Genomic DNA, 24,605 nt, shown 5'->3' with positions numbered 1-24,605 from the left:
AATAACTAAGCATTCGTGTGGTCGGTACGACCCAACATGAATGCCGTGTTGACTGAACCGGTGTTGGTCGGTTTGCCTACTATGGGGATTGATTGGATTTAAGATGGGTTTTTAATAGTTGATTTTTTTGTTTGGGAGTATTTGCTTGCTTTATTATTGAAGATTAGAAGTGCAAGATTGGTTTTGCAGTTCCTCTTCGCTTCTTTTCAACGTTTTTCACTCAGTTTCCTTCATTTTTGACCATAGATATCCTGTTGCGCGTGACTTGCGCTTTTTTTTATATAGGTCGTTTTATTTGATTATTGATCTGCTCCAGCCAGTGCCCTGGTGGTCCACGGGCGGTAAAAGTTGCAACGGTAACAAGGTTTCCCTTTTTGCATATTGGACATTTTCGGTGCATCAATGGCCCTGTCTCCCCAAGCTTTGGCATTCCCAGGTCTTTCTGGAGCTGCGGGATCACAGTTCTTTTGTAATAACTGCTCAAAATACCATAATGCCTGATCCGTGTAAATCCCTTGGGCAGGACATGTAGTGCGAAGCGCCTGATGAATTCGGCATCGGGCAGCGCAAGCACAGATTTCTTGCCCCCGTGCCGATAATCCTTTACCATGAACCGTACGTTTCCGCCTTCCAGACCTTTTATCCGATGGTTACTGATGGCAATCTTATGGGTATAGCGGCCCAAGTATTCCACTACCTGTGAAGGCCCCAAGAACGGACGCTTGCAATAGACCACCCAATGATGTTGGAACAGGCTTTGGTAAAAAGAGGGAGGTTGTTGCTTCCCCAGCGCTTTACGCAATCCGGCCACAAATCGAGCCCTGAAGACCTTACTCATTGCCTTTACAGGGAACAGATACTTTCCCTTACTCTTGGCAGGTTTCCATTTGCCCGATCTGGCAATGCCACCCCCGGGAACTATACAGTGCAGGTGCGGGTGCAGCGAAAGGTTCTGCCCCCAAGTGTGCAGGATGGCGACCATTCCCATCCGGCCGCCCAAAAACTTGGGATTGCCACCAAAATCCCGGATAATGCCCCAAGCTGTTTTGAACAGAAGACCGTACGCCAACTTTGGTTCGTACAGACATAACCGGTTCAGCTCCGCAGGTATGGTAAACACTACATGGAAGTAGGGAACCTTCAACAGATCTGCCTCCCTGGCGCGGATCCATTCCTCTTTTTTATGGCCCTGGCACTTCGGACAGTGACGGTTGCGACAACTGTTATAACTAAGGTGCAACCTACCGCAGGTTGGATTCTCACAACGATCGATGTGACCGCCCAAGGCCGAGGTCCGACATTTGCGCAACGCGTGCAGGGTACGTTCTTGCCAGCTATTGGCACAATGAGCGGCAAGGTGCTCCCTGTTTCGCTCCAGGATATGGGCTACTTCATGGACAGGCTTGGACATCCCTATTGGCCATAAAGCCTGTCCAGCGGACTGAACGGCCTTTGCCTGCCCGATTGTGCCACATGGAGGTAGATAAGGGTGGTCTGGATATCTGCATGTCCCAAAAGATCCTTTACGCTCATAATGTCCAGACCCATTTCCAGCAAGTGGGTGGCATAGCTGTGCCGCAGGATATGGGCGGTGATCTCCTTTTGGATGCCACTGTGCCTGCGAGCCTCGCGGACGATCCACTGAACGCCCTGGGAAGAGATCCGGCTCGGTCTGCCTGATTTGTCATTGCCCGTAAAACACCACGTATCCGGGTTTTCTGCCAGGAAGTATCTCTGTAGGCCGCGGACCTGCATTTTGGACAGGGGAACATAACGATCCTTGCGCCCTTTCCCCTGGCGCACGTGCAGCATCATCCTATCAAAATCCAAGTCCTTGCGCTGTAGGTTGCACAGTTCAAAATTGCGAAGTCCACAGCCATAGAGCATGGCCAGGACCAAGCGGTGCTTGAGCAGTTTAGGGGTCTTCAACAGTTGTTTTATCTCTCTTTGGTTCAATACCACCGGGAGTGTCTTGGGACGTTCAATGGAAGGAAGAACCACACGCATCTCGTTCATCCCAAAGAGGCGATAGGCATAGCGAAGCCCGTAGACGGTGTGCTTGAAAAAACTGTCGGATGGCGTCTTGTGCTGCGACTTTAAAACGTGTAGATAGTCCAAGATCTGTTCTTCATCCAGGGCAAGTGGACTACAGTTAAAATGGAGGGCAAGGTGCGCCAGGCAGCGCGCATAGTTGGTAAGGGTACTCTGGCTCTTGCCGGCCAGCTCAACGGAACGCTTTAATTTTTGGTAGAGTTTTGCAAACTCTGGAACGGAAATACAGGCCCTTTCAATGAGGGTGTCGTTTTTTTTTCATAATATTGAGTATTACATTAAACCTTGATCCTAAAGGTAGTGAATCGTGATGGAAACGTCTCGTGAAGCTACCTTTAGGTTTAGTTCAACAAAGAACTGTGTCAAAAAAAAAAAGAAAAATGAGAACTAACATTAAATTGTCATCCCTGGTTTTATTGATTTTTACAATAATCGGATGTGGAGATATAGACAAAAAAGGAAAAGAGTCAACGGAAAAGGAAACAAACCTGATTCAATTGGAGTTTGGAAGATTGGCAAGTGAAAACAGCAGTCTTGGTGTTGAATTAAAACCTAACCAGTTCAACAACTGGGTTGATTTAGTCGAACGAGCTGGTAGGATTGTCTGTAATGATAGTTTACCAAAAATAACTTTAACAACAGACAATAAAAATAAAACCATCTATTTTCGAAATCCTTGCTGGGAAGATGATTCTTATAATATAATCAAACAAAAAAATATAATTGAAATTCACAATAATAAGATTTTTAAAAATAGAGAAAATATCTTCCCTATTGACAGCTTGAAAAGTGTTCTAAAAAGGGATATAGAAAATAATGGAGAAAATTCAATGTTGAGTGAAAATTCAGAAAAACTTACGGTATTTATTTCTTACGACAAGAACAATGAATTTAAGAATCTGTCCAGCACATTGAATCAACTGACTGATACCTACTACGGGATAACAAATAATACACATATTAAAATATGGCTAACTGATAAAGACTATTTTAAGCCACCACCGCAACCTGAAAAAAAGAAAAAAAAAGAATTTAAATACAGATACGAACCACAACAAAAAACTGAACGTGATTTAAGCAGTAAAAAAGCGGGGATTATTCACGATAGCCATCGGAATTGGTGAAGTATAGAAAGCCTACGTAGGACATTAAAAATATATGAAAAATTACTTTTGCTAACACAAGTAACCATTGCACAACCCTATAAAATCCAAACTTGTTTAAGCCCTTTTTAGGGCTTTTTTAGTTGGATTTGATAAATCTATTTAAATTCCGGAAGCCTTAAGCGCTTTTCAGCAGATTTAATATATCTCGCAACACCTTTTTTATTCTACCGTGCCTCTTCTCAGTTTTGCCTCAAAGACCTCGCCAGTAAGATAACTAATAGGTTCGCCCGGAGCATCAGAAAATAAGCGAAACCGTTTTGAACGCAATTTAACCGTACTCCCATCAACCGCCTCTACCTGCTGAATGACAAAGCCAATTAAGGCTTTTCTTCTTCCGTGTGATGATGGGATGACATCCACAATCTTTCCTGTTACCGCTGCCCCTTTACGGATGATTATTCTGCCCTCAGCAACCACATCCTCATTACAGGTCAGACGCACGGTCTTTCCGTCACGTTCAAGCTCCTCTGAACTGAGATTTTCTCTTAGGGTTACAAGAATTGTTTCGCCTGCAGGAACGTCCACAGGACCTGTGGAAACCTGCCGATTTTCATCTGTTTTTTCACTTTTCTCACTTTTTTCACTTTTTTCAGATGTCTTTTTCTCGGATGAATTTACTGGCTCACTCTCCGATCGGCCATTAATTGTTGGTTTGATTATATTGGCATTCTTTTTCACTTTAGGCTTTGATTGTTCCGGCGGCTGTTCAGTAATGCGACGGTACATATCACTTGGGGTCTCGTTAAAACCACCAGTTGCAGTATGATTGACCACCTCTTGCTGTGGCACCTTCATAGGTTCTTCCCACGTGACTACGATAGGCGGTTCAGCGATTTCTTCGACAATAGGGCTGTCTATTCCTATATTCCATATCAATAGAATTGCCGATAATAATACTGAGGCACCAAGAATTACGAACGACCAATTCACTTTACTAACCGTCGGAACTTTAAACCGTCCTGAAATCGATTTTGCCTGAGCCAAAATATTGCTTACCGAGATGATTTCATTTCCTCTTTGCGGCTCTGTAAAAACCTGTGATGCGCGAAGCACATGAGTCAGAGTGGATTGATCAAGCAGCGCTCCCCCCATACTTTTCTCAATGGCTTTTTTTAAGTCCTGTGCAGATTGATATCGTTTTTTCGGATGGCGCTGAAGGGCCTTAAAGATAATCTTCTCCAGCGACTTAGGAACCGTGGGGTTTTCCTGTAAAATGGAGTCTGGCTGTTTCTCCAGCTTGTCCTTCATCAATCGGTAATCGGTATCACTCTGAAAAGGTGTCTTACCACAAAGCATTTCGTATAGAATATTACCCACAGCGTAGACGTCGGTGCGCTCATCACCTTCCTGACCTTGAATTTGTTCTGGCGCCATATACTCTAAGGTGCCAACTGATTTGCCGTGGCTGGTAATACGCTGGGCGTTTCGCATTCTGGCAATACCAAAGTCCATAACCTTTACCTCCCCCTCTTCATTGATCATGACATTAGCCGGTTTGATATCACGATGAATGATACCCTTACGGTGGGCATGGTGCAAACCATCAAGGATTTGTACTGCAATGCTGGCAGCGAGCTGATGTGTGATTTTTTTATGAACCAAAAGCCAGTCTTCCAGCGTCTTGCCTTCCACATATTCCATGATCATCCAGTATGTATCTTCCTGAGGAATAAACGAATAAAGATGGGTGATATTGGGATGGTTCAGTCGTGCTAAGGCAAGTGCTTCTGCTTGAAAACGTTCTCCCAAGCTCTCTTCCTCCGATCCTGAATTTCTGTGAAGTTGTTTTATGGCGACCAATCTGTTAATCAGGGTATCTTTTGCAAGATACACCGTTCCCATGCCGCCTTCTCCAAGCTTTTGGATAATTTCGTATTGGCTACCTTGTCTGCTCATTATATTATATTTTGTTCTTTTGTTACCGAAGGCGTAGATTGAACGCCCGAAGAAATATCTATCAATAAAGCGGTGAAGTTGTCAGAGACATCACGAGACGTTGCCGTCAAACTGAGACATTCCAATACAAATTCAGGTTGTTTCATTAAAAGCAAATCCTTGATGTCCTCTTCGCTGAGCACGTCATACACCCCATCGGAGCAGAGAAATAACCGATCGCCTTCACTCAACGGCCATCCATCAGCCGAAATCTGGGGCTGTATTGTTGGCGTGGTGCCCAATGCCTGTAATAGAACATTTTTCATTGGATGATGGTCCCGTTGCTTTTCTGTAATCTCACCGCTTTCAAACATTTGATTGACCAGCGTATGGTCTGTGCTCAATTGGGTTAGACTACCATTTCGTAACAGGTAAGCACGACTATCACCTATATGTCCGATATAACAAAGCTCCTCCTGTATAATCACCGAAGTGGCCGTGGTCCCCATTCCCCTTTGCTCGGTGTTTGATTCACCGGCCGCAACGATCATTTGGTGCGCCTCTATAAATGCGTTTTCAAGCAATTTTTCTGGAGTGTGCTGTTTCCAGTTGGTCAAGCAGTAGTCAAGCAAAAGATCGCAAGCCATCTTACTGGCCACCTCTCCCGCATTGTGCCCTCCCATTCCATCTGCAACCACAGCAACAAGATTTTGCTTATTGTTTTCAGGAAAAGAAAAAGCAATGGCGTCTTCGTTGTGGTCGCGTACCGGTCCGGTTTCCGAAACGGCATATACCTCACAAAAAATATCTTCGTTACTTTGTTCGCTCACTGTTGCATCTTCCGTCTTATTCTTACTTTTTGAAAATAAAAACCTCATAATTATAAGTGTTAATTGCTTTGTTACTGTCATCCACCAGCTTTACAATTAACTGGTGGAATAGTGACAGTAATCATTTAAAAACAGTTAGTTAGTTGTCAAAGCCTCTATTTTATGACCTGTTGACGTCCCATTAATTCCATGACATATTTAATTGGAACCGCAAAACTTATAGCGTTTCCTCGTCCATCGGTAGTTCCGGCACTGTACACACCCACTGCACGCCCCTTGTCATCAAACATAGGTCCGCCGCTATTTCCACCTCCAGAAGAATTGATTGTAAGTTGATAGTAGTCGCCAAATGAAGATTGGTAATCATCAATCCGGTCATTTTTTTCGCTTCCGCGAACCATTCGTCCTACGTTTCCTGTACTGATGGTCGGTACCGGAACACTGGTAATATTTGGATTAGTATTAAAATAATCTTGTGAGCGCTTAAGCACAAGTTGCGCCGGTGACATCCCAGGATACCCCATAACAATGGCAGCATCGCCCGGCTGGATTTCATTGTAGCTGTCATAAAGCTCCACTTTTGATAGCGACTCAGGCAAATCAATTTTAATCATTGCTATATCGTGCGTAGACGAGACCCGTACAATCTTCGCTGGTGTCCGTTGTGAATTATTGGCAAAGGTCACGTCGAGATAAGTATTGATACCGGTGTACCTTTCATCATTACCAGGCACCCATCGACCAACCATTTGCTGTGTGACTTCTTTTTCCCAGGCCGGTGCAAGTTGACCGTTTTTGTTAGGCTCTACAAGCACCCCTGGAAAAGCATATTGTTGAAAAGTAAAGCTCGTAAACCAACTTGTAGCGACATGGCGATTGGTTGCTATAAAACCTCGTTCATCTATAACAAAACCACTGCCCGTTCCTTTACCCGCAATGAGGTCTAACTCTATGCCTTGCGTATTCCCAAGCGCCCTGAGATAGTCTCCCTTTGTAACTAATAAAGGTTCTATATTTCCCTGCTGATTTTGAACATAGGCACCTCTATGTCCCATAATTTGTTTATCCTCCATTATTGGAAAATAAACATGGTACATTTCTTCACTAGATTCCGTACTTGTAAGCTTCCAGGCCATCTCCACATAAACGACTTTATCGTTATTCGTCTTTGCTATTTCAGTAGGCGTAAATGTGGTTTTAGGCTCCCTAACGTGCACAATTTCTTTTACACTCTGTTTTTTATACAGCAAATAGCCTCCCGTTGCCGCCAACAACAAAAACGCAATTATGGTAATGACCAGACCGGTTTTACCTTTCTTTTCAGATTCGCGAATCATGTGCTGCATGGTATTCTTGCCGATGCCTTCTTTTACAGGTGCCGTTTTTTCTGAAGTGGCCCTTGGCGTATTCGTAGCAGTATGCACCTTGGTTTCTTTGGCAGGAACCGCATCGATGACACGGGTCTTTTTGATATGCGATTGTGGACGCGGATCAAGATCAAATTCAAACGAAGGACCTTCCTTGCCAAGTTTTACGATATCTCCAGCAAAAAGCTCCGTTTTACTGGTTGTATGGACATCATTAACAAAAGTTCCGTTTTTACTTTGGCAATCGAAAATCCAAAAACGTTCAGGGCTATTTGTATCTTGAACTATTCGGCAATGATCGCGACTGATGGTATCTTCCTTAACTGGGTCAAAGCTTACATTATTCTCCATACCGCGACCTATACGCACTTCAGGAGTATTTGCCACTGAAATTTTTTCCACCTGTCCTTTTTTGGAACCAGCAATGTGGCGAATTAACATAGAAATTTCTTGCTCTTTCATTGTGTTTAATTTTATTGGTTAAAATAGATTAGTGAAAAGTTGGCAATAATGCTTCATCATTCCCGCTTAACAATTAGATATCGGAGAATTAAAAAAATGTCATCATTAAAATTGAATTTTTTCTCAAATGATGCGACCCTAACCATTGTTCTGCACTGCAGTAATTTTCTCCTCACACCCCTTTTTTATTAGGTTAAACAAAATAGGTCGTGTGGTTTGAGGGAGGGAAAAATTACTTTTCAAAGCATGCATTTTTAATTTTTGGCCAATAGAAATTACAGAAAAAAGGATTGCAGTTTTCTTTTACGCCAATGGGATCCAACGTCGATTGTGTAAAAAAAGCAGAAGAGGTTAGGCCGTCAATTTAGAGGCGACCCTTTGAGACGACAATGATGTGACATACCCGTTTAAATAATGAAGCGTTAGCGGCGTAAGATTAATAACTATGGGTTTTGGAAAGTGTTTAGTTTATTTGGTCCTTCGGATTTTAATATTATTCACGAAGGGAGAAATGCCGTTGGTTTGTATAACAAGACTGAGAATCCCTAAATCCTTCTAAAAAGTCATGTATTGATTGAAATTTGAATGGAGCCGTGGCATCAACGTCCGTTAAGTTTAAAAAACTTTGTAAAGCGTAGTTACGATAGCACCTTTGCCTTCATTTAAAACCACATATAACAATTGTTTTCGGTCTTTAACCTTAAAATTAAACGGTGGTGCCAACACGTCCAAGCCACTTTTCTTTTTTAGTCGAATCCCCTGTCCTGAGATGATATCCTTGTTAGGTATAAAATCTACGTCAGGTAAGTGCTCTGTTAGAATAACATATTTAAATTCGGCTAACTTTTCCACAATCTTTTGAATTTCCGCATTAGACAAATGTTGAAGCACTTGCCTTAATATTGCACAATCTCCAGAAGGTAAATCATCCACCGCAATATCCAAACAACGGAATTCTAAGTTTTCATCTTTAAATTTTTCTCTGTTATGAGCTATAAGATCCGCTACAATATCGACGGCTATATATTTTTCTGAGTATTTTACCAATTCCTTACCAACATTAAAATCGCCACAACCCAGATCGCACACCACAAGAGGTTTTGTAAAAGAGGTCAAAAACGCCTTCAAAACTTTTAGATATGGTTCTACAAGTTTAGGGTGATGGGATCCAATTCCTGAATAAAAATCAGAATTACCACTGCCCCACAGCTTCATAGCATATACCTGTTCCATGGCAGCTTTGGTAGGCCAGGGTTTCTTTTTTATTTTAGATTTCTTTTTCTTGATGGAGGCCTCTTTATCTTTCCGAACCATAAAAACATATTGAAAAATTCTACTAAATTTTCACCAAATAATATCCAACGGCAACTAAAGTAAATTAAGTAGGTTAAAATTCCATATAGAAAACATGAATTTCGAAGTGGGCAATATAATTATATCAATCGATTAAACATATCCCAAGCACTAAAACGAAATTAGGTTGTGGACCAAAAACAAATCACATAAATTCTCTGACTCCTTGGATACCGGTATATATTATATCAGATTATCTACTGACATTGGAGTTTTGAGTAAAAATATTTTATATAAAAAAGTGGATTACTAATTCATAGTGCTTTAGAACCATTCTCGTATCGTCCTAAACCTCCGAACATTGTAATTCTGACGTAAATATTTCACTACAATTTACCCGCCTTAGCATGCTGAACGTCACGAAATGTAGGATTGTTCTCAGTAATGCGCCCCGCTCCCTTTTTGTTGATTTTGAAGGTGACGTCTTTCTTTGTGGTAAATAAAAGCACTGATAAAAAAGAGGTTTGGAGATGCGACTTTAAAAAAGCGTAGGTTTCTTCCAAGTTCAATTCCTGTTCCTCATCTTCTGTCTCTTTAGACCGGTAGTGCGATTTCACTAACATCAAAAAACCATCCCCTGAATTCAGCGGCCTGACATATATATTCTTCAGGTTGGGCCTACCGATGGTTTTCGCCATGGTCAGTTTCGCAAAGCTTCTCTCCTCAACACTTGCTTTAACTTGATTCCAAAAAAGGTCGAAAACGTTTTGATAAGCCATACACTAACAATTGAGGATAAGTTATTTTGAAGCATCAAAAGTAATATTAATAAATTGATGAACGAGTACATAAAAAAGTTCACAACCTACAAAATACTACAATACAGAATCAAATTGAGAACGAATCAGTGAACCTTTTCAATATCGTGTATTTCAAACGTGCTATACAAACCCTCACAAACTACTGATCTCAAATCTATTAAGGACTGAATGATTAGGGAACAGGGTTTAAGCTTTGGATATCAAAAAACCAATCTTGTGCAAGTGACAAAGGACAAAAGCGCGATTAAAATAGTGGAGGCAATTTAAGAACTGACCCTAATTGAATTTCAATTCTGAGATAAGCAATCACTAATTACTTTATCTTTTAAAATTGTTGGCTTGACTAATATCACCTGATTTCTTGCATTCGAAACTCTTTTAGCATAATTTTAGCCCAAGCCTATTGTTACAATAATTGTAAGTTAAGATGAAAAAAATTGCATTTATCCTTATTTGTTTCAGTGTATTTAGTTCCTGCAAGATCAACGAGAAGCAGACTGTAGAACTTAAAGTCATGTCGTACAATATAAGACATGGCAAAGGCTTAGATACCATTTTGGATTTATCACGTGCAGCCGATCTTATAAAGTCTCAGGCCCCGGATATATGTGCGTTGCAGGAAGTTGATCATTTTATTTCGCGCTCAAATAACACGGATCAAACAGAGTTTTTAGCTCGAGAAACCAATATGGAAGGCACCTTTGGTAAATTTATGGACTTTCAAAATGGCGAATACGGTATGGCCACCTTATCCAAGAAACCATTGATATCGACCCAAGTATTGGATTTGCCAGATGGAAAACATGAACCAAGAACTTCAATAGTTCATGAAGTGGCGCTAAGCGAAGATGGCAATATCGTATTTGCAAATGTTCACTTTGATTGGATTAGCGGTACGGAAGGAAGCAACAACCGATTGAATCAAGCAAAAGCATTGGTAGCCAAAATAGATAGCTTAAAAAAGGCAGCGATTATTACAGGCGATTTTAACTGCACCCCCGACTCACCGACGATGCTTTATTTTGCTGAACAAGGCTTCGTTTTTGTTGAAAAGGGCGATGATAATTTAAGTTTTCAAGGAGAAAACCAAGCAGAAATTGACCATCTTATCTATAGAAACTCCGAAGATGTGAGTTTTAAGACCAAAAACGTCCAATTATTAATAGAACCTGTAATATCTGACCATCGGCCGTTGATTGTGGACTTAGAAGTGCTTTTTTAAATAACAGTTTCGATTTGCTTTTGCCTTATAGTTTATGAAATCTCAACTCATCCTTAAAATTCCTTAACTCACCTGATTTTTTCCTGTACCCATTGTTTTGTTCTTGAACTCAAAGTAACTCTGCTGTAGTTTTACACTTATAAAAATTCAAAACAAAATATTATCATGAACAGAGAATTAACATTTTTAAGAACATTTGCAGTCGCAACCGTAATCGGAATGCTTGCCTTTACAAGCTTGGCATTTAAATCAACCAAAAATCAAAAATTCAGTGAGATTGATGTGGAACGCATTAACATCATTGAAAAAGATGGCACCGTAAAAATGATCATTACCAACGTAGATCGATTTCCTAACGGGAAAGACCTCATCAACGGTAAACCCACAAATGAAAGTAGAAAAAAACGCTCAGGAATGCTCTTTTTTAACGAAGACGGCATTGAATGTGGCGGTTTTATTTATGATGGACAGAAAAACGAAAATGGCCACAGCGCCGGATTATCATTGACCTACGACCAGTATGATGGAGATCAGGTGATGCAATTAATTACCCAAGATTATATGAAAGATGATAAGAGGTATGTCACCAGTAATTTGGTGTTCAACGATCAGACCGGTAAGACATCGGCCCAAATGGTGCCACGCATGATGCTCGGCAAAACAGGTGCAGGCAGCAACGGTTTATTTATTTTGGCCGATGATGGAAGCCCTAGAGCCATGTTTTATGTGGATAAAGATAATAACGCCAAACTCGACTTTTATGATGATAAAGGGACTGTTATTTCTTCTTTTCCAGAAAAATAAAAACAGCTAAAAAAGATAAGATAGTCCTGTAGAAATGCAGGACTATTTTTATAAATTGTACCACCAATTCGCAATGAAAAAATACCTCAACCAAATATACGCAAATCGATATTTTCTATTGTTCATTATGTTGTTTGCCTATGTAGACTCCATTTATGTTCGAATTAGTTCTTCGGGGAAATTGGATCTCTATACGTTTACACCAGAAGCCTTTATTTTCAGCTTGATCAATGTAGGCATTTTGTTTCCCATCATCCTATTTTTTATCAAACGATGGCAAAAATCAGATGTTTTCAGCACCAAGGAACTTTTAAAGATTTTTGGATCGTCTATTGTATCGTTCATCCTGATAATGTTAGCAATCGGGTTTATCATTGCTTTAGCCTATGGCGGGGTGGAACGAAATTATGGCGGAAGGCGTCTGCCTCTAGTTATTCTTAAAAATTTTCTGGATGCCTTAATTTATGGTAGTTTTTTTTTAGCCTATTATTACTTCCAGAAAACCAAACAACATCAAGAGCAATTGACCACCTATCATCAAGCACTTTCCGAAAGCCGGATCAATCAGCTCAAAACGCAACTCAATCCTCATTTTCTTTTTAACAATCTCAACGTCTTAGATCAACTCATTGAAGAAAACAAAGAGAAAGCCTCAAACTTTCTAAATGAATTTGCTGAAATTTACCGTTATGTATTACGGGCGTCTGATAAGGAAATTGTTAGTATAGATGATGAGTTGATTTTTGCAGAGCAGTATTTTAATCTTATTCAGCACAAATACGGAAACGTTTATCAACTGAATATCGAAAACAAAAACAGTGTTGGCCATATTGTACCATTGACCCTACAATTGTTGATTGAAAATGCCATTAAACATAATTTGGGAACAGCAGAACAACCCATTTGCATCAAGGTCCTAATAGCTGATAACATTATTGTTTCAAACAATATCAATTTGAAGAAAAACACCAAAACAATTTCTGGACGCGCCCTGAATAATTTAAAAGAGCAATATAGATTACTGACCAAACAGACGATTGAGATTCATCAATCAGCGCACGTTTTCTCGGTTACTATCCCCTTTATCCATCCTACCAACAAATGATACGACTACTCATCATAGAAGACGAAATTCCTGCACGTAAAAAGCTTAAAAGATTTATAGCGGAAATAGATACTCCAATCCAAATCATAGCAGAAATAGATACCGTTGAGAGCGCTGTCAACTTCCTCAGAAATAATCAGGTGGACCTAATTTTTTCAGATATTGAATTATTAGATGGCAATGCGTTTGAGATTTACCATCGGGTTTCGGTTTCCTGCCCGATTATTTTCACCACGGCTTATGATCAATTCTGGATGGACGCTTTTGAAAGTAACGGCATTGCCTACCTCTTGAAACCATTTTCTAAAGATCGTTTCCAAAAGGCGTGGGATAAGTTTCTGCTGTTTCACGCCAAAAGCGTGACAGGTCGGAATCAAGAATCTGAGGAGAACAATTGGGTGGCCAATATTAAAGCCCTTCTCAATCAAAGTATTGTTGACAAATCCTATAAGAAAAGATTTTCCATAAATACGCATCAGGGAATTTATTTCGTAGAAACGGAAAACATCATTTTTTTCGCAGCTCGTGAAGGCGTCATTTTCGCCTATGACACCACAGGCAAACAACATATGCTAACAGAATCTACATTGAAAACAATCGAGGAACACCTCAATCCGTTGGATTTTTTTAGAATCAACCGTAGCGAACTGGTCAACAAGCCACATATTGAAAAAATAGAACGTTATTCTAAAAATACACTGGCCATAAAATTAAAAGGTTACAACAACCATCTTAAAACCAGTCAGAGCAATACAGCAGCATTTCGGGATTGGGTTGAAAAATAAAAGTGAAATGGAGTATATGTGATAACGTCAAACAAAACACAGCTAAGTAGCTTCTATTTCTGTTGGTCAATTTTTTCATTGCGCTCCATTAGTCCCTGTTTGGGTGTATACCCGAAAGTTTTCTTGAAAGTACTTATAAAATGAGAGACGCTTCTATAACCTAATATTTCCGCCATTTCCTGAACGGTATGTTGTTCTGCCAACATGGTTTCCGCTTTCTCCATTTTTAATTTGATTACATACGCATATATTGAGGTCTTATATAATTGTTTGAATCCCTGTTTTAATTTTAATTCATTTAAAAAAACGATTCTTGAGAGTTCCTTTACGGTCGGCGGATGATCAAAATGCAATGTAAGATAAGCCTTAGCAGCCTCTAACTTTTCATATTCATCTTTGTTTATGGTCGTTTTATTTGTAATTGCCTCAGAAAACTTGATCAGGATGTGCAAAAACAGTTCCTTTAGTTTCAAGTCGGTCAAGTGCTTTGCGTGTCTCTTTGGAAATGCCTGCAACATCAGTTCATTTAAAATACGCTTTAATATACTATCCAATGGGAAGGTAATCTCGCCGTGTCCCACGGTTTTTTGCTCCATAACCGATCTGTAAAACTTAGAGTGGTGGATCCACGGTTCGTGGAAAAACAAACTCAAATAGTAATTGCGACTCATAATCACCGATAGATATCTTGATTTCTTTTGTGAAGCAATCTCTAAGGTGTCTTCTAATCCGTTACAATAAACTAAATGCATGATTCCCAAATTGAATTGGCATTTTTCATTACACGATTGTTTTCCTACCGAACATCCATCCATCATGCAGAAAATTTGTACATAATCTCCCGTAACCGTAATCTGATCGGTTAACTGTTGTTGGGGTTTTATAGAAGTGTCTATTAAACATAGTCCTTTTGTATAAATGAGGTGGCTTGATACCTCCGACGCGTTATTTAATTCCTTTTGTACTGACAGAACACTCATTTTGCCCTCAGTCACCTTATCACCATAGAGATCAACGTTATAAACAATTCGATCAAGTTCTATCAATTTTGACTTAACATACATAATACTGTTTCCGATAGTTTTAGTCCCAATTCCGATATTTAATGGGGAAGCTATTTATATTTTTGTCAAATCTATTTATAATTAATCTAAATAAGAATAAGAGACACGAAAATTTTCTAATTAAAATAATTCTAAAACCAAACCTTATGAAAATATTGCATTCCATAGTATCAAATTGGATCATTTCGATTCCAAATACTAAAAATGCTTCCACATCCACACCTCAAACAAATCAATCATTTAATTCTTTCAATTTTATCAACAATTCTAAATAACTATGATCAAATATCTAAGTCTTTTCATGCTATTGGCAATACAATTGTCCTTTTCACAATCAAAAATAACTGGTACTATTACTAACCTAAACCAAGAACATATTCCTTTTGCATCTGTACTTCTTGAAAACACAGCTAAGGGAACATCGGCCGATGAAAATGGCTATTATGAGCTGAATAATTTATCGCCTGGCGACTATAAAATAAGAGTGTCATTTGTTGGGTATAAATCGGCTGTAAAAAACGTTACTATAAATGGTAACGAGCATATAAGCTTATCATTTCAATTGATTGATGACTCTCAATTGGAACAAGTGGAAATCTTTGGAAGTCGGTTCAAACATCCAGATAAAATAGAAGCTTTAACACGTTTACCGTTGGCGCCTTATGAGCAAATACAGAGCATTTCTATTATTTCAGATAAGCTAATAGCGCAACAAGGGAATCTAACCATTTCAGACGCGACCAAAAATGTACCCGGTGTGTACACCTTTGCAACTTATGGCAACAAAAGAGAAAGTATGTCATCACGTGGCTTTAGGGGGATACCTATCTTAAAAAATGGAGTTCGTGTGCACTCCGATTTTAGAGGGACTGGTATTTTAACCGATATGCAAGGTGTTGATAACATCCAAGTATTAAAAGGTGCCGCTTCCATTACGCAGGGTGTGGCCACCGATTTGGGAAGTCCCGGAGGTGTTATCAATCTGGTGACCAAAACGCCTAAATATGAATTTGGCGGAAATGCAGGATTAAGAGTCGGAAGCTATGGTCAGGCAAGATCCACCTTTGATGTTTACGGTCCATTAGTAGAGAGCCAAAAAGTTGCATTCCGAGTAAACACAGCGCTTGAGCGCTCAGATAGTTATAGATCTATGATATCTTCAGACCGATTTTACATCAACCCTTCCTTAGAATGGAAGCCAGATGACAATACGACCTTGACTTTTGAAATGGATTATTTTGAAGACAGCAGAACTCCCGACGTTGGGACCGTAAACCTTGGAGAAAATGACGAGAATAAAATATATGACCTGCCTTACGATAGATTTTTAGGTTTTGAGAATGATAAATCTTTAACTTCCAATACCACTTACGCTATAAGATTTAAAAGAAAACTAAGCGAGAAGTTGAGTTTAAATGGAGCCTTCTATAAATCCAATTTAGATTTGGATGATAAAGGTGCCAGTTTGGGGAACGTTGTAAAAGACGTTTCAGGAGACCCTATCTATAACCAAAGAAACCGAGGCTATTCTGTTTCGACCAGGAAGGATAATAATAGTGTGTTACAATTTGATTTAATAGGTGACGCTATTGAAACTGGTGGAATTTCGCATACATTCCAGGTAGGTTTCGATTATCGCACTACAGACTACAGCACGTCATCAATGAGTATTTCCAATGTAGATGTTATAGATGTCTTTACTTCAAATCCTCATGGTTTACCTGACCATCTAAGTTTTCCTGATGCCACAGTTTTAGGAGCAAAGTCTAAAGCCATTGGTTTTGTAGCACAAGATGTCATCACCTTTAACCCATACTTAAAAACATTTCTAGGCGCTCGCTATAGTAGAACACAAACCATAACAGCCACCGAAACAACACAAAGTGATGCGTTTAATCCGTTGGGAGGCGTGATCTTTACACCATTCAAGAATCTAAACGTATTTGCATCATATACCAATAGCTCCTACCCAAGAACGGCGACGCGTTTGGATGTCAATGGAAATGAATTGGGGAATGAACGTTTTGATCAATTGGAAACAGGAATTAAAACCAATTGGCTAAATAATAGATTACGCTTCAACCTCACTTTCTTTAAGATTAACAATAAGGACATCAATTTGCCTGTGTATGATGAGAATTGGGTGGCCACGGGATACTATCAAAAAGGAGGAAATGATGAACGAAAAGGCATTGAAGTAGAACTCACCGGGCGCCTGTTGGATAATCTGGAGGTTATTACCGGTTATTCTTACATTGATGCGCAGTATAAAGAACATACTTCCTATGTGTATGGCTCCGCTCCTTTAAACACACCAAAGCATACTTTTAATGCTTATGCCAATTACAGTTTCAAGGAAAAGCTGGACGGCCTATCAGTTGGAGCAGGCATCTATTTCACCGGTGAGCGTCCAATAAACGATTGGAGTTCGGGAGCGGTTACGCATGAGGGCATAGTACCCAACCAAAAACCTTTTGATGTAGAAGCATATACCCAAGTAAATGCACAAGTTGCTTATAGATTAAATTCGCACTGGAATTTCAGATTTTTACTGAATAACGTTTTTAATGAGATAGGCTACAATGCTTATAGAACGCGTTATATCAATCAAACTGATCCTCGAAACTTCGCAGGCGTACTGAGTTATTCATTTTAATCAATAAAATAGAAAGTGCAATCAATCCGATTGCACTTTCTATTTAACTCCCGATTGTTTATGAAAAATAAGAAGAAATACAGTTTTAGAAAGTTCATGAATGATGTGCATTTATGGCTTGGATTAGCAAGCGGAATCATATTATTTATCGTCTGTTTTACCGGAACCGTTTTGGTGTTTGAACAGGAAATAAAGGAGTTCTTTGCGGAAGATTTTATCGTTGAACCTCAGGTTGAAAAACAGACGATAACCAATTTAGCAGAAGAATTAAAAGCTATAAACGATTTTTACGTAACAGGCGTAACCATCCCAACCAACGAAAACGAAGCTTATGCGTTTTTGGTCAAAGAAGATTTGAACCAACGACGCGGGACTAAGGTGCTTGTAGATCCATACACTAAAGCTATTTACAAAGCCGAAAAAACAAAAGCAGACGCTTTTATGTTCACCATGTTTAAACTGCACAGATGGCTATTGCTGGATACTACTATCGGAAGACCTATTGTGGGTGTTGCAACGATTATTTTTTTGATCCTCGCTATTTCGGGAATTGTGCTTTGGTTTCCCAAAAAAGTCAAATGGAAGACCGTAAAACAAGGGTTTAAGATCAAAACCAAAGCAAATTGGAAACGCGTTAACCATGATTTACATAATACCTTAGGTTTTTACGCTTGTATATTTTTACTTGTTATGGCCATTACAGGTTTATGTTGGTCTTTTGAATCGTATAGAGAAGGTCTAGGGTATGTCATGGGAACTAAAATATTTGATAGGTCAAGTCCTGAATTTCAGTTAGAACATAATTCTGACGTTAGGTCCATATCTTATGATGAGGCTATTCAATTAGCGAATCAAACTTTAAATTATCCTGGTGAACTTGCGGTGACATTTCCAGACCAAAAAAACAATTTTTATAGTTTTAGAAAGTACAACTCCGATAATTGGTCGCCCTCTACTTCAGACAAGCTGTTTTTGGATATTACAGGAACTGTTTTAAAAATAGAACATTTTGATGAAAAACCTTTTAATCAAAAATTAGCAGCAGTAATAAAACCACTGCATACTGGCGATATTTTTGGGACATTTTCAAAAATTGTCTATTTCTTGGCCTGCTTGATTGCAACAAGTTTACCAGTAACAGGAACTTTAATTTGGTGGAATAAGTTGAAGAAGAAAAAAAAGAAAACCGTCAAGTAAAAGAATTCGTCCTTTATAAGTTAACGACAATTTTTCCTTAAACACAACAATTGGGCTTGACCCCTAAAATCACACAACTTTTTGACTTGATCCAATTTATGTATAATCCTAAAATCCCACAACTTTTTGACTTGATCCAACCTGTGTCCGCCGCGGCGGATATGAGCCCTACCCCCTCAACCGTCCAGGTTAAGATTGAGGTCCATCCATTCTCTGCCCCTTCCGGTTTTGAGAAAGTCCTCTCGGCTCTTTGCATCCTTTTTGGTTGCATAAAACTCCACATGAACTACCCGCCAAGGCCTGAACCTTATTGTCCAACCCTTTTTCGCAAGGGAATTATGAGATCTGAATCTGCCAACCAGATCAGAAGTCATGCCGACGTAGCGTTTGCGATACCTATCGGACCAAAGAACATAAACCACGAATTCCACGGCAAAAACGATTAAAATTTACTGCATAAAAAAAAAGCCCCTGAAAAATTTCAAGGGCTTACTTTGTAGTTCGCCCAGGCGAAGACTCGAACCTGTGTCCGCCGCGGCGGATATGAGCCAAAAAAAACGCATCGACTATTTATAGTGATGCGTCTTGCTTAGTAGCGGGAACAGGACTCGAACCTGTGACCTTTGGGTTATGAGCCCAACGAGCTACCTACTGCTCTATCCCGCGATATCAATTAAAATGATTCTCTTAGTTTTTAACTCTCGGTTCATAATGCCGACTGCCTCATTTTAGGACTGCAAATATAAAAGCTTTTTTCTGATTATAAAAACTTTATTCCATAAAAAACTCCCAACATATAAATATTGAGAGTCAGTCATATCTTGATGCTGATGCTAATCGTCTGAATCTAAAGTTGCAAGGACGCCACCAGGCTTTGTATTTTGATAACCAAATTCAATTAAATTAGGAAACTGATTTTCCAGATGTGCCAATTCGCCCTTAAAACTATTGTTTCCGATAAGCAAAATCTTAAGCTTGCTTAGCTTAACCATTTGAGTAGGTAATTCACCATAGAATGCGTTGTTTGATAATACTAATTCTTCAAGATTGGTTAGCGCACCTATCGATTCTGGAATTGTACCCAATAGTTGGTTGTCAAAAACACTCAATGATTTCAAATTCTTGAGTTGCGATAAATTGGAAGGTAATTTTCCTGTTAAGGTATTACTGCTAATGACCAAGATTTCTAACTTAGTAAGTTTTTCTACAGACATTGGAATAGTGCCACTCAAATTATTATTATACAACTCCAAGGTTTTCAAATTTGATAGATCTCCTATCTTATTAGGAATTTGGCCTGACAATTCATTCATAAACAGTTTTAAGGTTTCCAATGACGACAGGGTTGTCAATTCAGTAGGAATATGACCTTGAAGTTTATTAAATGCCAAATTGATTTCCTTTAAACTTGTCAATTTCCCGAGGTTTGATGGAATTGTTCCAGAAATCGAGTTTCTAAATAAACTTAAATGTTCAAGATGAATTAAGTCGCCTAATTCATTTGGCAAAGTCCCTTCTAAATTATTAAAGTCCAAATTAAGCGAAACCACCTTGTCGTCAACAACTTTCACGCCGTACCATGTCTCTACAGGCGTCGTGAGATCCCAAGACTGAAGCCAAGCATGGCCTTTTGTAGCATTGGAAAGCTCTATAAGCGCATTTTTTTCTTTGGGAGAAACTTGACCAAATGCGAAGACGGTCATTAATAATAACGAGAAAGTAAGTTTGATAGTTTTCATAAAAATAAATTTGGTTGGCGCATTTACACGACGAATGTATAATATTATCGATGAAAAACCAATTATTTTCGATGAACTACATAATTTGAAAAGACCCCACATTGCAAAAGTCTAATAACCAATCCGTTATAGGTCTGTAAGGTTTTTTAAAAGTTAAGAGTATTAAAAATAAAAAAAGACGAAAAAATTTAAAATATCATCCCCTGAATTATTCCTTTTTAGATGCAGGTGGATATCCTGATAAGACCTTTTCAACCACGGCTCTAAATTGAGATTCTTTTACTTCTGGTTTGGCGTTTGGTCGGTATCCACTTTCACTAATCGCTTGCCAAAACAGTCCGGATCTATTTGCATCAACAAATTCGAACACAATTTCTCTGTTGACCTTTGCCTGTCCAACGGGAACACCTATGGAAATCCCACCGCCTACATTGCCACCGCCACCACCAACACCTACGCCCATATTACTGCGTTGCGCTTCTTGATAGGTGCTACTATTGATATTAATCAAAAAATCGGGGGAATCAGACAAACTCAAGCCTTTGGCGTGCAAACCGGCGTCTAAAGCATCCAAAAGTCTTTTTGAATCCAGTTCGCTCATTCCCATATTCATATCATTATAGTAATTATAAGATTTATAGACGTTGAAATCTGTGCCTCTTTCATAATCATAGTTGACGCGAACAGGCGCACAGGAGAAAATAATTAAGAAGAGCCCCAATAGAAGGAGTAATTTTTTCATGACTTTCTTTTATTTTAAAGGTAATAAAAAATGTGCCTCTTTAACATATCCCAAGGGTAAAAGACCTGAAATCGCAAGAGGCACTTTATATAAATTCCAATACTATGGCTCTATTTACTCGGCGGCATGGTAGGCCTTACCTCTATTTTACTTGGTAAGGTGCGTTCGTTCATTTTTAAAAGATCAACTATCAGTTCACCAATATCTTCACTTTGGATTTTCCAGGCATCACTTGGGTTTGGCTCATTGCCATTGAAATATGTTGACACTGAACCTGGCATAATCGTACTGACTTTGACATTATGTTGTCTTAAATCTAACATGACCGACTGTGTGAAACCCGTAACTCCAAATTTGCTGGCATTATATGCTGAACCACCTGCAAAAAAGTTGGTTCCCGCCAAACTGGAAATACTAATAAAATAGCCTTTGGATTTTTTTAGTGCATCAACGCTTGATTTAATTGTGTAGAACACTCCTGACAGATTTGTATCTATCGTTTCTTGCCATTGCTCTGGAGTCAGGTCTTCAATAGACGCAAAATGCCCCAATCCTGCATTAGCCACCACAATATCCAACTGTCCAAATTCAGACAAGACTTGTCTTACCGCATTTTGTTGGCTTTCATAGTTTCTGACATCAGCCTCAACACCAAATGCTTTTGCAGTTGTTTTACAATTCTTTGTTAGTTTTTCAGCTGCATCCTTAGCGCTTGCTTCATTTCTACTTGTTATGGCCACATTAACGCCTTCATTCAATAAACTCATTGCTACACCGTAACCAATTCCTTTACTGCCACCTGTGATTAAGGCAACTTTATCATTTAAATTTTTCATTCTATATCGTTTTTATCCAAAGTTACGAAACGAAAAATCCAAGACTACATAAGAATTATTAAAATTGTATTAAATGTCTGGCTATAGTAACCAATTTTAAATCTGCAGTAAATAGTATACCAGAAGTAAGGATGTAAAATGAAGATGGAAATGGATGTAATACGAAACACCTTGATTATTCAAAATATCGCTATGACATAAAATCAAAAACCTCAGAATCAACAAACCCAAAAATAGAAATAGAACTACCTAAATACAAAACAGATCTTAAGACCATTTAAGCGTCACCCTAAACATGCAGCATCTTCCAAAGTCTGTCCTTCAATTCAATAATTCCCTTTTGGGCCACAGCGGAGAAAAACATATAATCTATAGGTAGAGTTTTATCGAGTTCAGCCTTTAGTTCGGCTTCAAGCTCAGCATCAAGGAGGTCACTTTTTGAAATGGCAATCAAGCGTTCTTTATCCAACATTTCGGGGTTGTAACGACGTAATTCGTCCAATAAAATTTCATATTGCTCAAGGATATCATTAGCATCTGCTGGAATTAAAAACAAGAGAATTGAATTTCGTTCAATATGCCTTAAAAAATAGTGCCCAAGGCCCCTTCCCTCTGCGGCGCCTTCAATAATACCAGGGATATCGGCCATGACAAAAGTCTGAAAATCGCGATACTCCACAATACCTAAATTCGGCTTAAGTGTTGTGAATTCATAATCGGCAATTTTCGGTTTTGCCGATGTGATCACCGACAATAAAGTTGATTTTCCAGCATTTGGAAAGCCTACCAAACCAACATCGGCAAGAATTTTAAGCTCCAAAAGAATATCACGTTCCTGTAGCGGAATACCTGGCTGTGCATAACGTGGTGTTTGATTTGTGGAGCTTCGGAAATGCCAATTTCCAAGACCGCCCTTTCCACCTTCTACAATTATTTTTTCTTCGCCGTGTTCAGTAATTTCAAAAATAACTTCATTGGTTTCGGCGTCTTTAACCACAGTCCCCAATGGCACTTCTACATAAACATCTGCACCATCAGCACCGGTACTTCTTGAGGCACTGCCATGCCCCCCATGTTCAGCCCGAATATGCTTTTTAAACTTTAAATGAAACAAGGTCCACAGGTTTTGATTGCCTCTCATAATTACATGACCACCACGACCACCATCACCACCATCAGGACCACCTTTGGTGATATATTTTTCGCGATGCAAATGCATGGAACCTTTCCCTCCGTTTCCAGATTGAACGTTCATTTTTATATAATCAACAAAATTTCCTTCGGTCATATTCCCTTCCCAAGACAATGGGAGTCTTTTTAATTAACATCAAATATCTACAAGCGTCCAGTAAGAAATAGCTTAGCATTTTACACTAATAAAATCCAAAGCTCTGGAGCAGCCTGCTCAGCTATCTATAAAGCATCGATCACCTTGTTCAGGCGCTCTGTAATTTCTGAGATATTTCCAACGCCATCCACGCCGCAATATTTTTCCTGAGCCATATAATACTCTTTTAAAATAGCGGTCTTGTTATAGTATTCCGCAATACGGTTTCGGATAATTTGCTCATCAGCGTCGTCAGCTCTTCCACTCGTTTTACCACGACCCAAAAGGCGCTGGACTAAAACCTCATCATCCACCTCAAGAGCAATCATAGCGTCAATCTGCGAATCCTTACTTTCCATCAACTCATCTAAAGCCTGGGCTTGAGCCGTAGTCCTAGGAAAACCATCAAAAATAAAACCATTGGCATCGGCATTTTTCTCAACCTCAGCATTTAGCATATCAATAGTTACTTTGTCCGGAACCAATTGGCCTTTATCCATAAAGGATTTGGCCAGCATCCCCAAAGCGGTTTTGTTTTTGATATTATACCTAAACACATCACCAGTAGAAATATGCACTAGATTATAGGTCTCCTTTAAAAAATCAGCCTGTGTTCCTTTCCCTGCACCTGGAGGACCAAATAGCACAAAATTAGTCATATGTTGAGTCGTTTTTAGTTGATATACTTCTGGCAAATCCCTTCCCAATCCGTCATAATCCAGTCCATATCCAACAATGAACTTTTTAGGGACATCAATACCTATATAATGTAGTTTAAAATCCTTTTTGTAAGCTTCCGGCTTATGAAACAGCGTTGCAATTTTTAATTCCTTGACCTTTTCATTTTTAAAAATACGATGAACCTCCTCTAAAGTGTTTCCTGTATCAATAATATCCTCAAGTATCACAACGGTTCTGCCCGTCAAATCTTGAGTCAATCCAATCAGGCGTTCAATATCTTCCGTTGATTTGACACCTTCATAGGAAGCTAATTTTATAAAGGTAACTTCACAAGGTTTAGGATATTTTTTTACAAAATCACTCACAAACATGAAGGAGCCGTTCATAACCCCAACAAACACGGGAATTTCATCTTTGATATCATTCGCTACCTCGTCTACCATTCTTTGAACGGCGGTATCAATCTCCTTCTCAGATATAAAAGGTTTAAAATATAAATCGTGAAGCTTAATCAATGCCATTGGTTTTTAAAAGATGCAAATATACGCTTTTGATTTAAAATTTACTCTTGAAATTTCAGG

21 protein-coding genes and 1 tRNA gene are annotated in these 24,605 nt (G+C 39.1%); 7 read left to right on the top strand and 15 right to left on the bottom strand.

What is annotated here, in order from left to right; genetic code table 11:
• Nucleotides 1–277: 277 nt before the first annotated feature.
• Both H3Z82_RS17715 and H3Z82_RS17710 read right to left on the bottom strand, forming a co-directional pair.
• Entirely contained in the window at nt 278–1,411 is a 1,134-nt protein-coding gene (locus H3Z82_RS17715; protein ID WP_182202983.1) for an IS91 family transposase, read from the bottom strand.
• 2 nt (nt 1,412–1,413) lie between these two features.
• Nucleotides 1,414–2,277 (bottom strand): tyrosine-type recombinase/integrase, encoded by an 864-nt coding sequence (locus H3Z82_RS17710; protein ID WP_317172424.1) that lies wholly within the window; start codon nt 2,275–2,277, stop codon nt 1,414–1,416.
• Between the two features lie 134 nt (nt 2,278–2,411).
• On the opposite strand from H3Z82_RS17710, the gene H3Z82_RS17705 reads away from it, so the two are divergent.
• Entirely contained in the window at nt 2,412–3,176 is a 765-nt protein-coding gene (locus H3Z82_RS17705) for a hypothetical protein (protein WP_182206837.1), read from the top strand.
• A 201-nt stretch (nt 3,177–3,377) separates the two neighbouring features.
• Here the strand turns inward: H3Z82_RS17705 and H3Z82_RS17700 are convergent, their stop codons facing one another.
• The 5 genes from H3Z82_RS17700 to H3Z82_RS17680 form a co-directional block, all read right to left on the bottom strand.
• Nucleotides 3,378–5,114, bottom strand: coding sequence for a serine/threonine protein kinase (locus tag H3Z82_RS17700; protein WP_182206836.1), 1,737 nt, complete (start codon nt 5,112–5,114; stop codon nt 3,378–3,380).
• Complete coding sequence (locus H3Z82_RS17695; RefSeq protein ID WP_182206835.1) at nt 5,114–5,971, bottom strand: PP2C family protein-serine/threonine phosphatase; 858 nt, start codon at nt 5,969–5,971, stop codon at nt 5,114–5,116. The genes H3Z82_RS17700 and H3Z82_RS17695 overlap by 1 nt, the downstream gene beginning before the upstream one ends.
• A gap of 107 nt (nt 5,972–6,078) precedes the next feature.
• Nucleotides 6,079–7,752 (bottom strand): trypsin-like peptidase domain-containing protein, encoded by a 1,674-nt coding sequence (locus H3Z82_RS17690; protein WP_182206834.1) that lies wholly within the window; start codon nt 7,750–7,752, stop codon nt 6,079–6,081.
• A 615-nt stretch (nt 7,753–8,367) separates the two neighbouring features.
• A complete protein-coding gene (locus H3Z82_RS17685; protein WP_182206833.1) occupies nt 8,368–9,066 on the bottom strand; it encodes a class I SAM-dependent methyltransferase in 699 nt (232 codons plus the stop codon).
• A 365-nt stretch (nt 9,067–9,431) separates the two neighbouring features.
• Entirely contained in the window at nt 9,432–9,824 is a 393-nt protein-coding gene (locus H3Z82_RS17680) for a hypothetical protein (RefSeq protein WP_182206832.1), read from the bottom strand.
• Nucleotides 9,825–10,293: 469 nt separating this feature from the next.
• On the opposite strand from H3Z82_RS17680, the gene H3Z82_RS17675 reads away from it, so the two are divergent.
• The 4 genes from H3Z82_RS17675 to H3Z82_RS17660 all read left to right on the top strand — a co-directional run bounded on the left by H3Z82_RS17675 (nt 10,294) and on the right by H3Z82_RS17660 (nt 13,782).
• A complete protein-coding gene (locus H3Z82_RS17675) occupies nt 10,294–11,088 on the top strand; it encodes an endonuclease/exonuclease/phosphatase family protein (RefSeq protein ID WP_182206831.1) in 795 nt (264 codons plus the stop codon).
• Nucleotides 11,089–11,253: 165 nt separating this feature from the next.
• Nucleotides 11,254–11,892, top strand: coding sequence for a hypothetical protein (locus H3Z82_RS17670; RefSeq protein WP_182206830.1), 639 nt, complete (start codon nt 11,254–11,256; stop codon nt 11,890–11,892).
• A gap of 73 nt (nt 11,893–11,965) precedes the next feature.
• Entirely contained in the window at nt 11,966–12,997 is a 1,032-nt protein-coding gene (locus H3Z82_RS17665; protein WP_182206829.1) for a sensor histidine kinase, read from the top strand.
• Complete coding sequence (locus H3Z82_RS17660; protein WP_182206828.1) at nt 12,994–13,782, top strand: LytR/AlgR family response regulator transcription factor; 789 nt, start codon at nt 12,994–12,996, stop codon at nt 13,780–13,782. The genes H3Z82_RS17665 and H3Z82_RS17660 overlap by 4 nt, the downstream gene beginning before the upstream one ends.
• 53 nt (nt 13,783–13,835) lie before the next feature.
• Here H3Z82_RS17660 and H3Z82_RS17655 read toward each other — a convergent pair whose 3' ends face one another.
• Nucleotides 13,836–14,828, bottom strand: coding sequence for a helix-turn-helix transcriptional regulator (locus tag H3Z82_RS17655; RefSeq protein ID WP_182206827.1), 993 nt, complete (start codon nt 14,826–14,828; stop codon nt 13,836–13,838).
• Nucleotides 14,829–15,123: 295 nt separating this feature from the next.
• On the opposite strand from H3Z82_RS17655, the gene H3Z82_RS17650 reads away from it, so the two are divergent.
• Together H3Z82_RS17650 and H3Z82_RS17645 are read left to right on the top strand one after the other, a co-directional pair.
• Nucleotides 15,124–17,502, top strand: a complete 2,379-nt coding sequence (locus H3Z82_RS17650) for a TonB-dependent receptor (protein ID WP_182206826.1) — start codon at nt 15,124–15,126, stop codon at nt 17,500–17,502.
• 60 nt (nt 17,503–17,562) lie between these two features.
• Nucleotides 17,563–18,699, top strand: a complete 1,137-nt coding sequence (locus H3Z82_RS17645) for a PepSY-associated TM helix domain-containing protein (protein ID WP_182206825.1) — start codon at nt 17,563–17,565, stop codon at nt 18,697–18,699.
• 176 nt (nt 18,700–18,875) lie between these two features.
• Here H3Z82_RS17645 and H3Z82_RS17640 read toward each other — a convergent pair whose 3' ends face one another.
• From H3Z82_RS17640 to H3Z82_RS17610, 7 genes are all read right to left on the bottom strand, one after another.
• Complete coding sequence (locus H3Z82_RS17640; protein WP_317172473.1) at nt 18,876–19,121, bottom strand: GIY-YIG nuclease family protein; 246 nt, start codon at nt 19,119–19,121, stop codon at nt 18,876–18,878.
• A 171-nt stretch (nt 19,122–19,292) separates the two neighbouring features.
• A tRNA-Met gene (locus H3Z82_RS17635) sits at nt 19,293–19,365 on the bottom strand.
• A 167-nt stretch (nt 19,366–19,532) separates the two neighbouring features.
• Nucleotides 19,533–20,438: a leucine-rich repeat domain-containing protein gene (locus tag H3Z82_RS17630; protein WP_182206823.1), complete on the bottom strand. Its 906-nt coding sequence runs from the start codon at nt 20,436–20,438 to the stop codon at nt 19,533–19,535.
• Nucleotides 20,439–20,646: 208 nt separating this feature from the next.
• Entirely contained in the window at nt 20,647–21,180 is a 534-nt protein-coding gene (locus H3Z82_RS17625) for a DUF4136 domain-containing protein (protein WP_182206822.1), read from the bottom strand.
• Between the two features lie 110 nt (nt 21,181–21,290).
• Complete coding sequence (locus H3Z82_RS17620) at nt 21,291–22,016, bottom strand: SDR family oxidoreductase (RefSeq protein ID WP_182206821.1); 726 nt, start codon at nt 22,014–22,016, stop codon at nt 21,291–21,293.
• Between the two features lie 289 nt (nt 22,017–22,305).
• Nucleotides 22,306–23,304, bottom strand: a complete 999-nt coding sequence (gene obgE / locus H3Z82_RS17615) for a GTPase ObgE (protein WP_182206839.1) — start codon at nt 23,302–23,304, stop codon at nt 22,306–22,308.
• Nucleotides 23,305–23,429: 125 nt separating this feature from the next.
• Nucleotides 23,430–24,539, bottom strand: a complete 1,110-nt coding sequence (locus tag H3Z82_RS17610) for an adenylate kinase (RefSeq protein ID WP_182206838.1) — start codon at nt 24,537–24,539, stop codon at nt 23,430–23,432.
• Between the last annotated feature and the right edge of the window lie 66 nt (nt 24,540–24,605).

It is taken from the genome of Gelidibacter maritimus, from assembly GCF_014062315.1.
Classification (GTDB): domain Bacteria; phylum Bacteroidota; class Bacteroidia; order Flavobacteriales; family Flavobacteriaceae; genus Gelidibacter; species Gelidibacter maritimus.
The sequence above is the reverse complement of the archived record's forward strand: the minus strand, read 5'-3'. Positions and strand labels throughout refer to the sequence as shown.

Excerpts from the sequence above, each read along its gene's own strand:
- H3Z82_RS17650 (WP_182206826.1), top strand. The coding sequence starts at position 15,124 with ATGATCAAATATCTAAGTCTTTTCATGCTATTGGCAATACAATTGTCC.
- H3Z82_RS17660 (WP_182206828.1), top strand. The coding sequence starts at position 12,994 with ATGATACGACTACTCATCATAGAAGACGAAATTCCTGCACGTAAAAAG.
- H3Z82_RS17670 (WP_182206830.1), top strand. The coding sequence starts at position 11,254 with ATGAACAGAGAATTAACATTTTTAAGAACATTTGCAGTCGCAACCGTA.
- H3Z82_RS17665 (WP_182206829.1), top strand. The coding sequence starts at position 11,966 with ATGAAAAAATACCTCAACCAAATATACGCAAATCGATATTTTCTATTG.
- H3Z82_RS17645 (WP_182206825.1), top strand. The coding sequence starts at position 17,563 with ATGAAAAATAAGAAGAAATACAGTTTTAGAAAGTTCATGAATGATGTG.
- H3Z82_RS17690 (WP_182206834.1), bottom strand. The coding sequence starts at position 7,752 with ATGAAAGAGCAAGAAATTTCTATGTTAATTCGCCACATTGCTGGTTCC.
- H3Z82_RS17700 (WP_182206836.1), bottom strand. The coding sequence starts at position 5,114 with ATGAGCAGACAAGGTAGCCAATACGAAATTATCCAAAAGCTTGGAGAA.
- H3Z82_RS17680 (WP_182206832.1), bottom strand. The coding sequence starts at position 9,824 with ATGGCTTATCAAAACGTTTTCGACCTTTTTTGGAATCAAGTTAAAGCA.
- H3Z82_RS17695 (WP_182206835.1), bottom strand. The coding sequence starts at position 5,971 with ATGAGGTTTTTATTTTCAAAAAGTAAGAATAAGACGGAAGATGCAACA.
- H3Z82_RS17715 (WP_182202983.1), bottom strand. The coding sequence starts at position 1,411 with ATGTCCAAGCCTGTCCATGAAGTAGCCCATATCCTGGAGCGAAACAGG.
- H3Z82_RS17675 (WP_182206831.1), top strand. The coding sequence starts at position 10,294 with ATGAAAAAAATTGCATTTATCCTTATTTGTTTCAGTGTATTTAGTTCC.
- obgE (WP_182206839.1), bottom strand. The coding sequence starts at position 23,304 with ATGACCGAAGGAAATTTTGTTGATTATATAAAAATGAACGTTCAATCT.
- H3Z82_RS17685 (WP_182206833.1), bottom strand. The coding sequence starts at position 9,066 with ATGGTTCGGAAAGATAAAGAGGCCTCCATCAAGAAAAAGAAATCTAAA.
- H3Z82_RS17620 (WP_182206821.1), bottom strand. The coding sequence starts at position 22,016 with ATGAAAAATTTAAATGATAAAGTTGCCTTAATCACAGGTGGCAGTAAA.
- H3Z82_RS17630 (WP_182206823.1), bottom strand. The coding sequence starts at position 20,438 with ATGAAAACTATCAAACTTACTTTCTCGTTATTATTAATGACCGTCTTC.
- H3Z82_RS17625 (WP_182206822.1), bottom strand. The coding sequence starts at position 21,180 with ATGAAAAAATTACTCCTTCTATTGGGGCTCTTCTTAATTATTTTCTCC.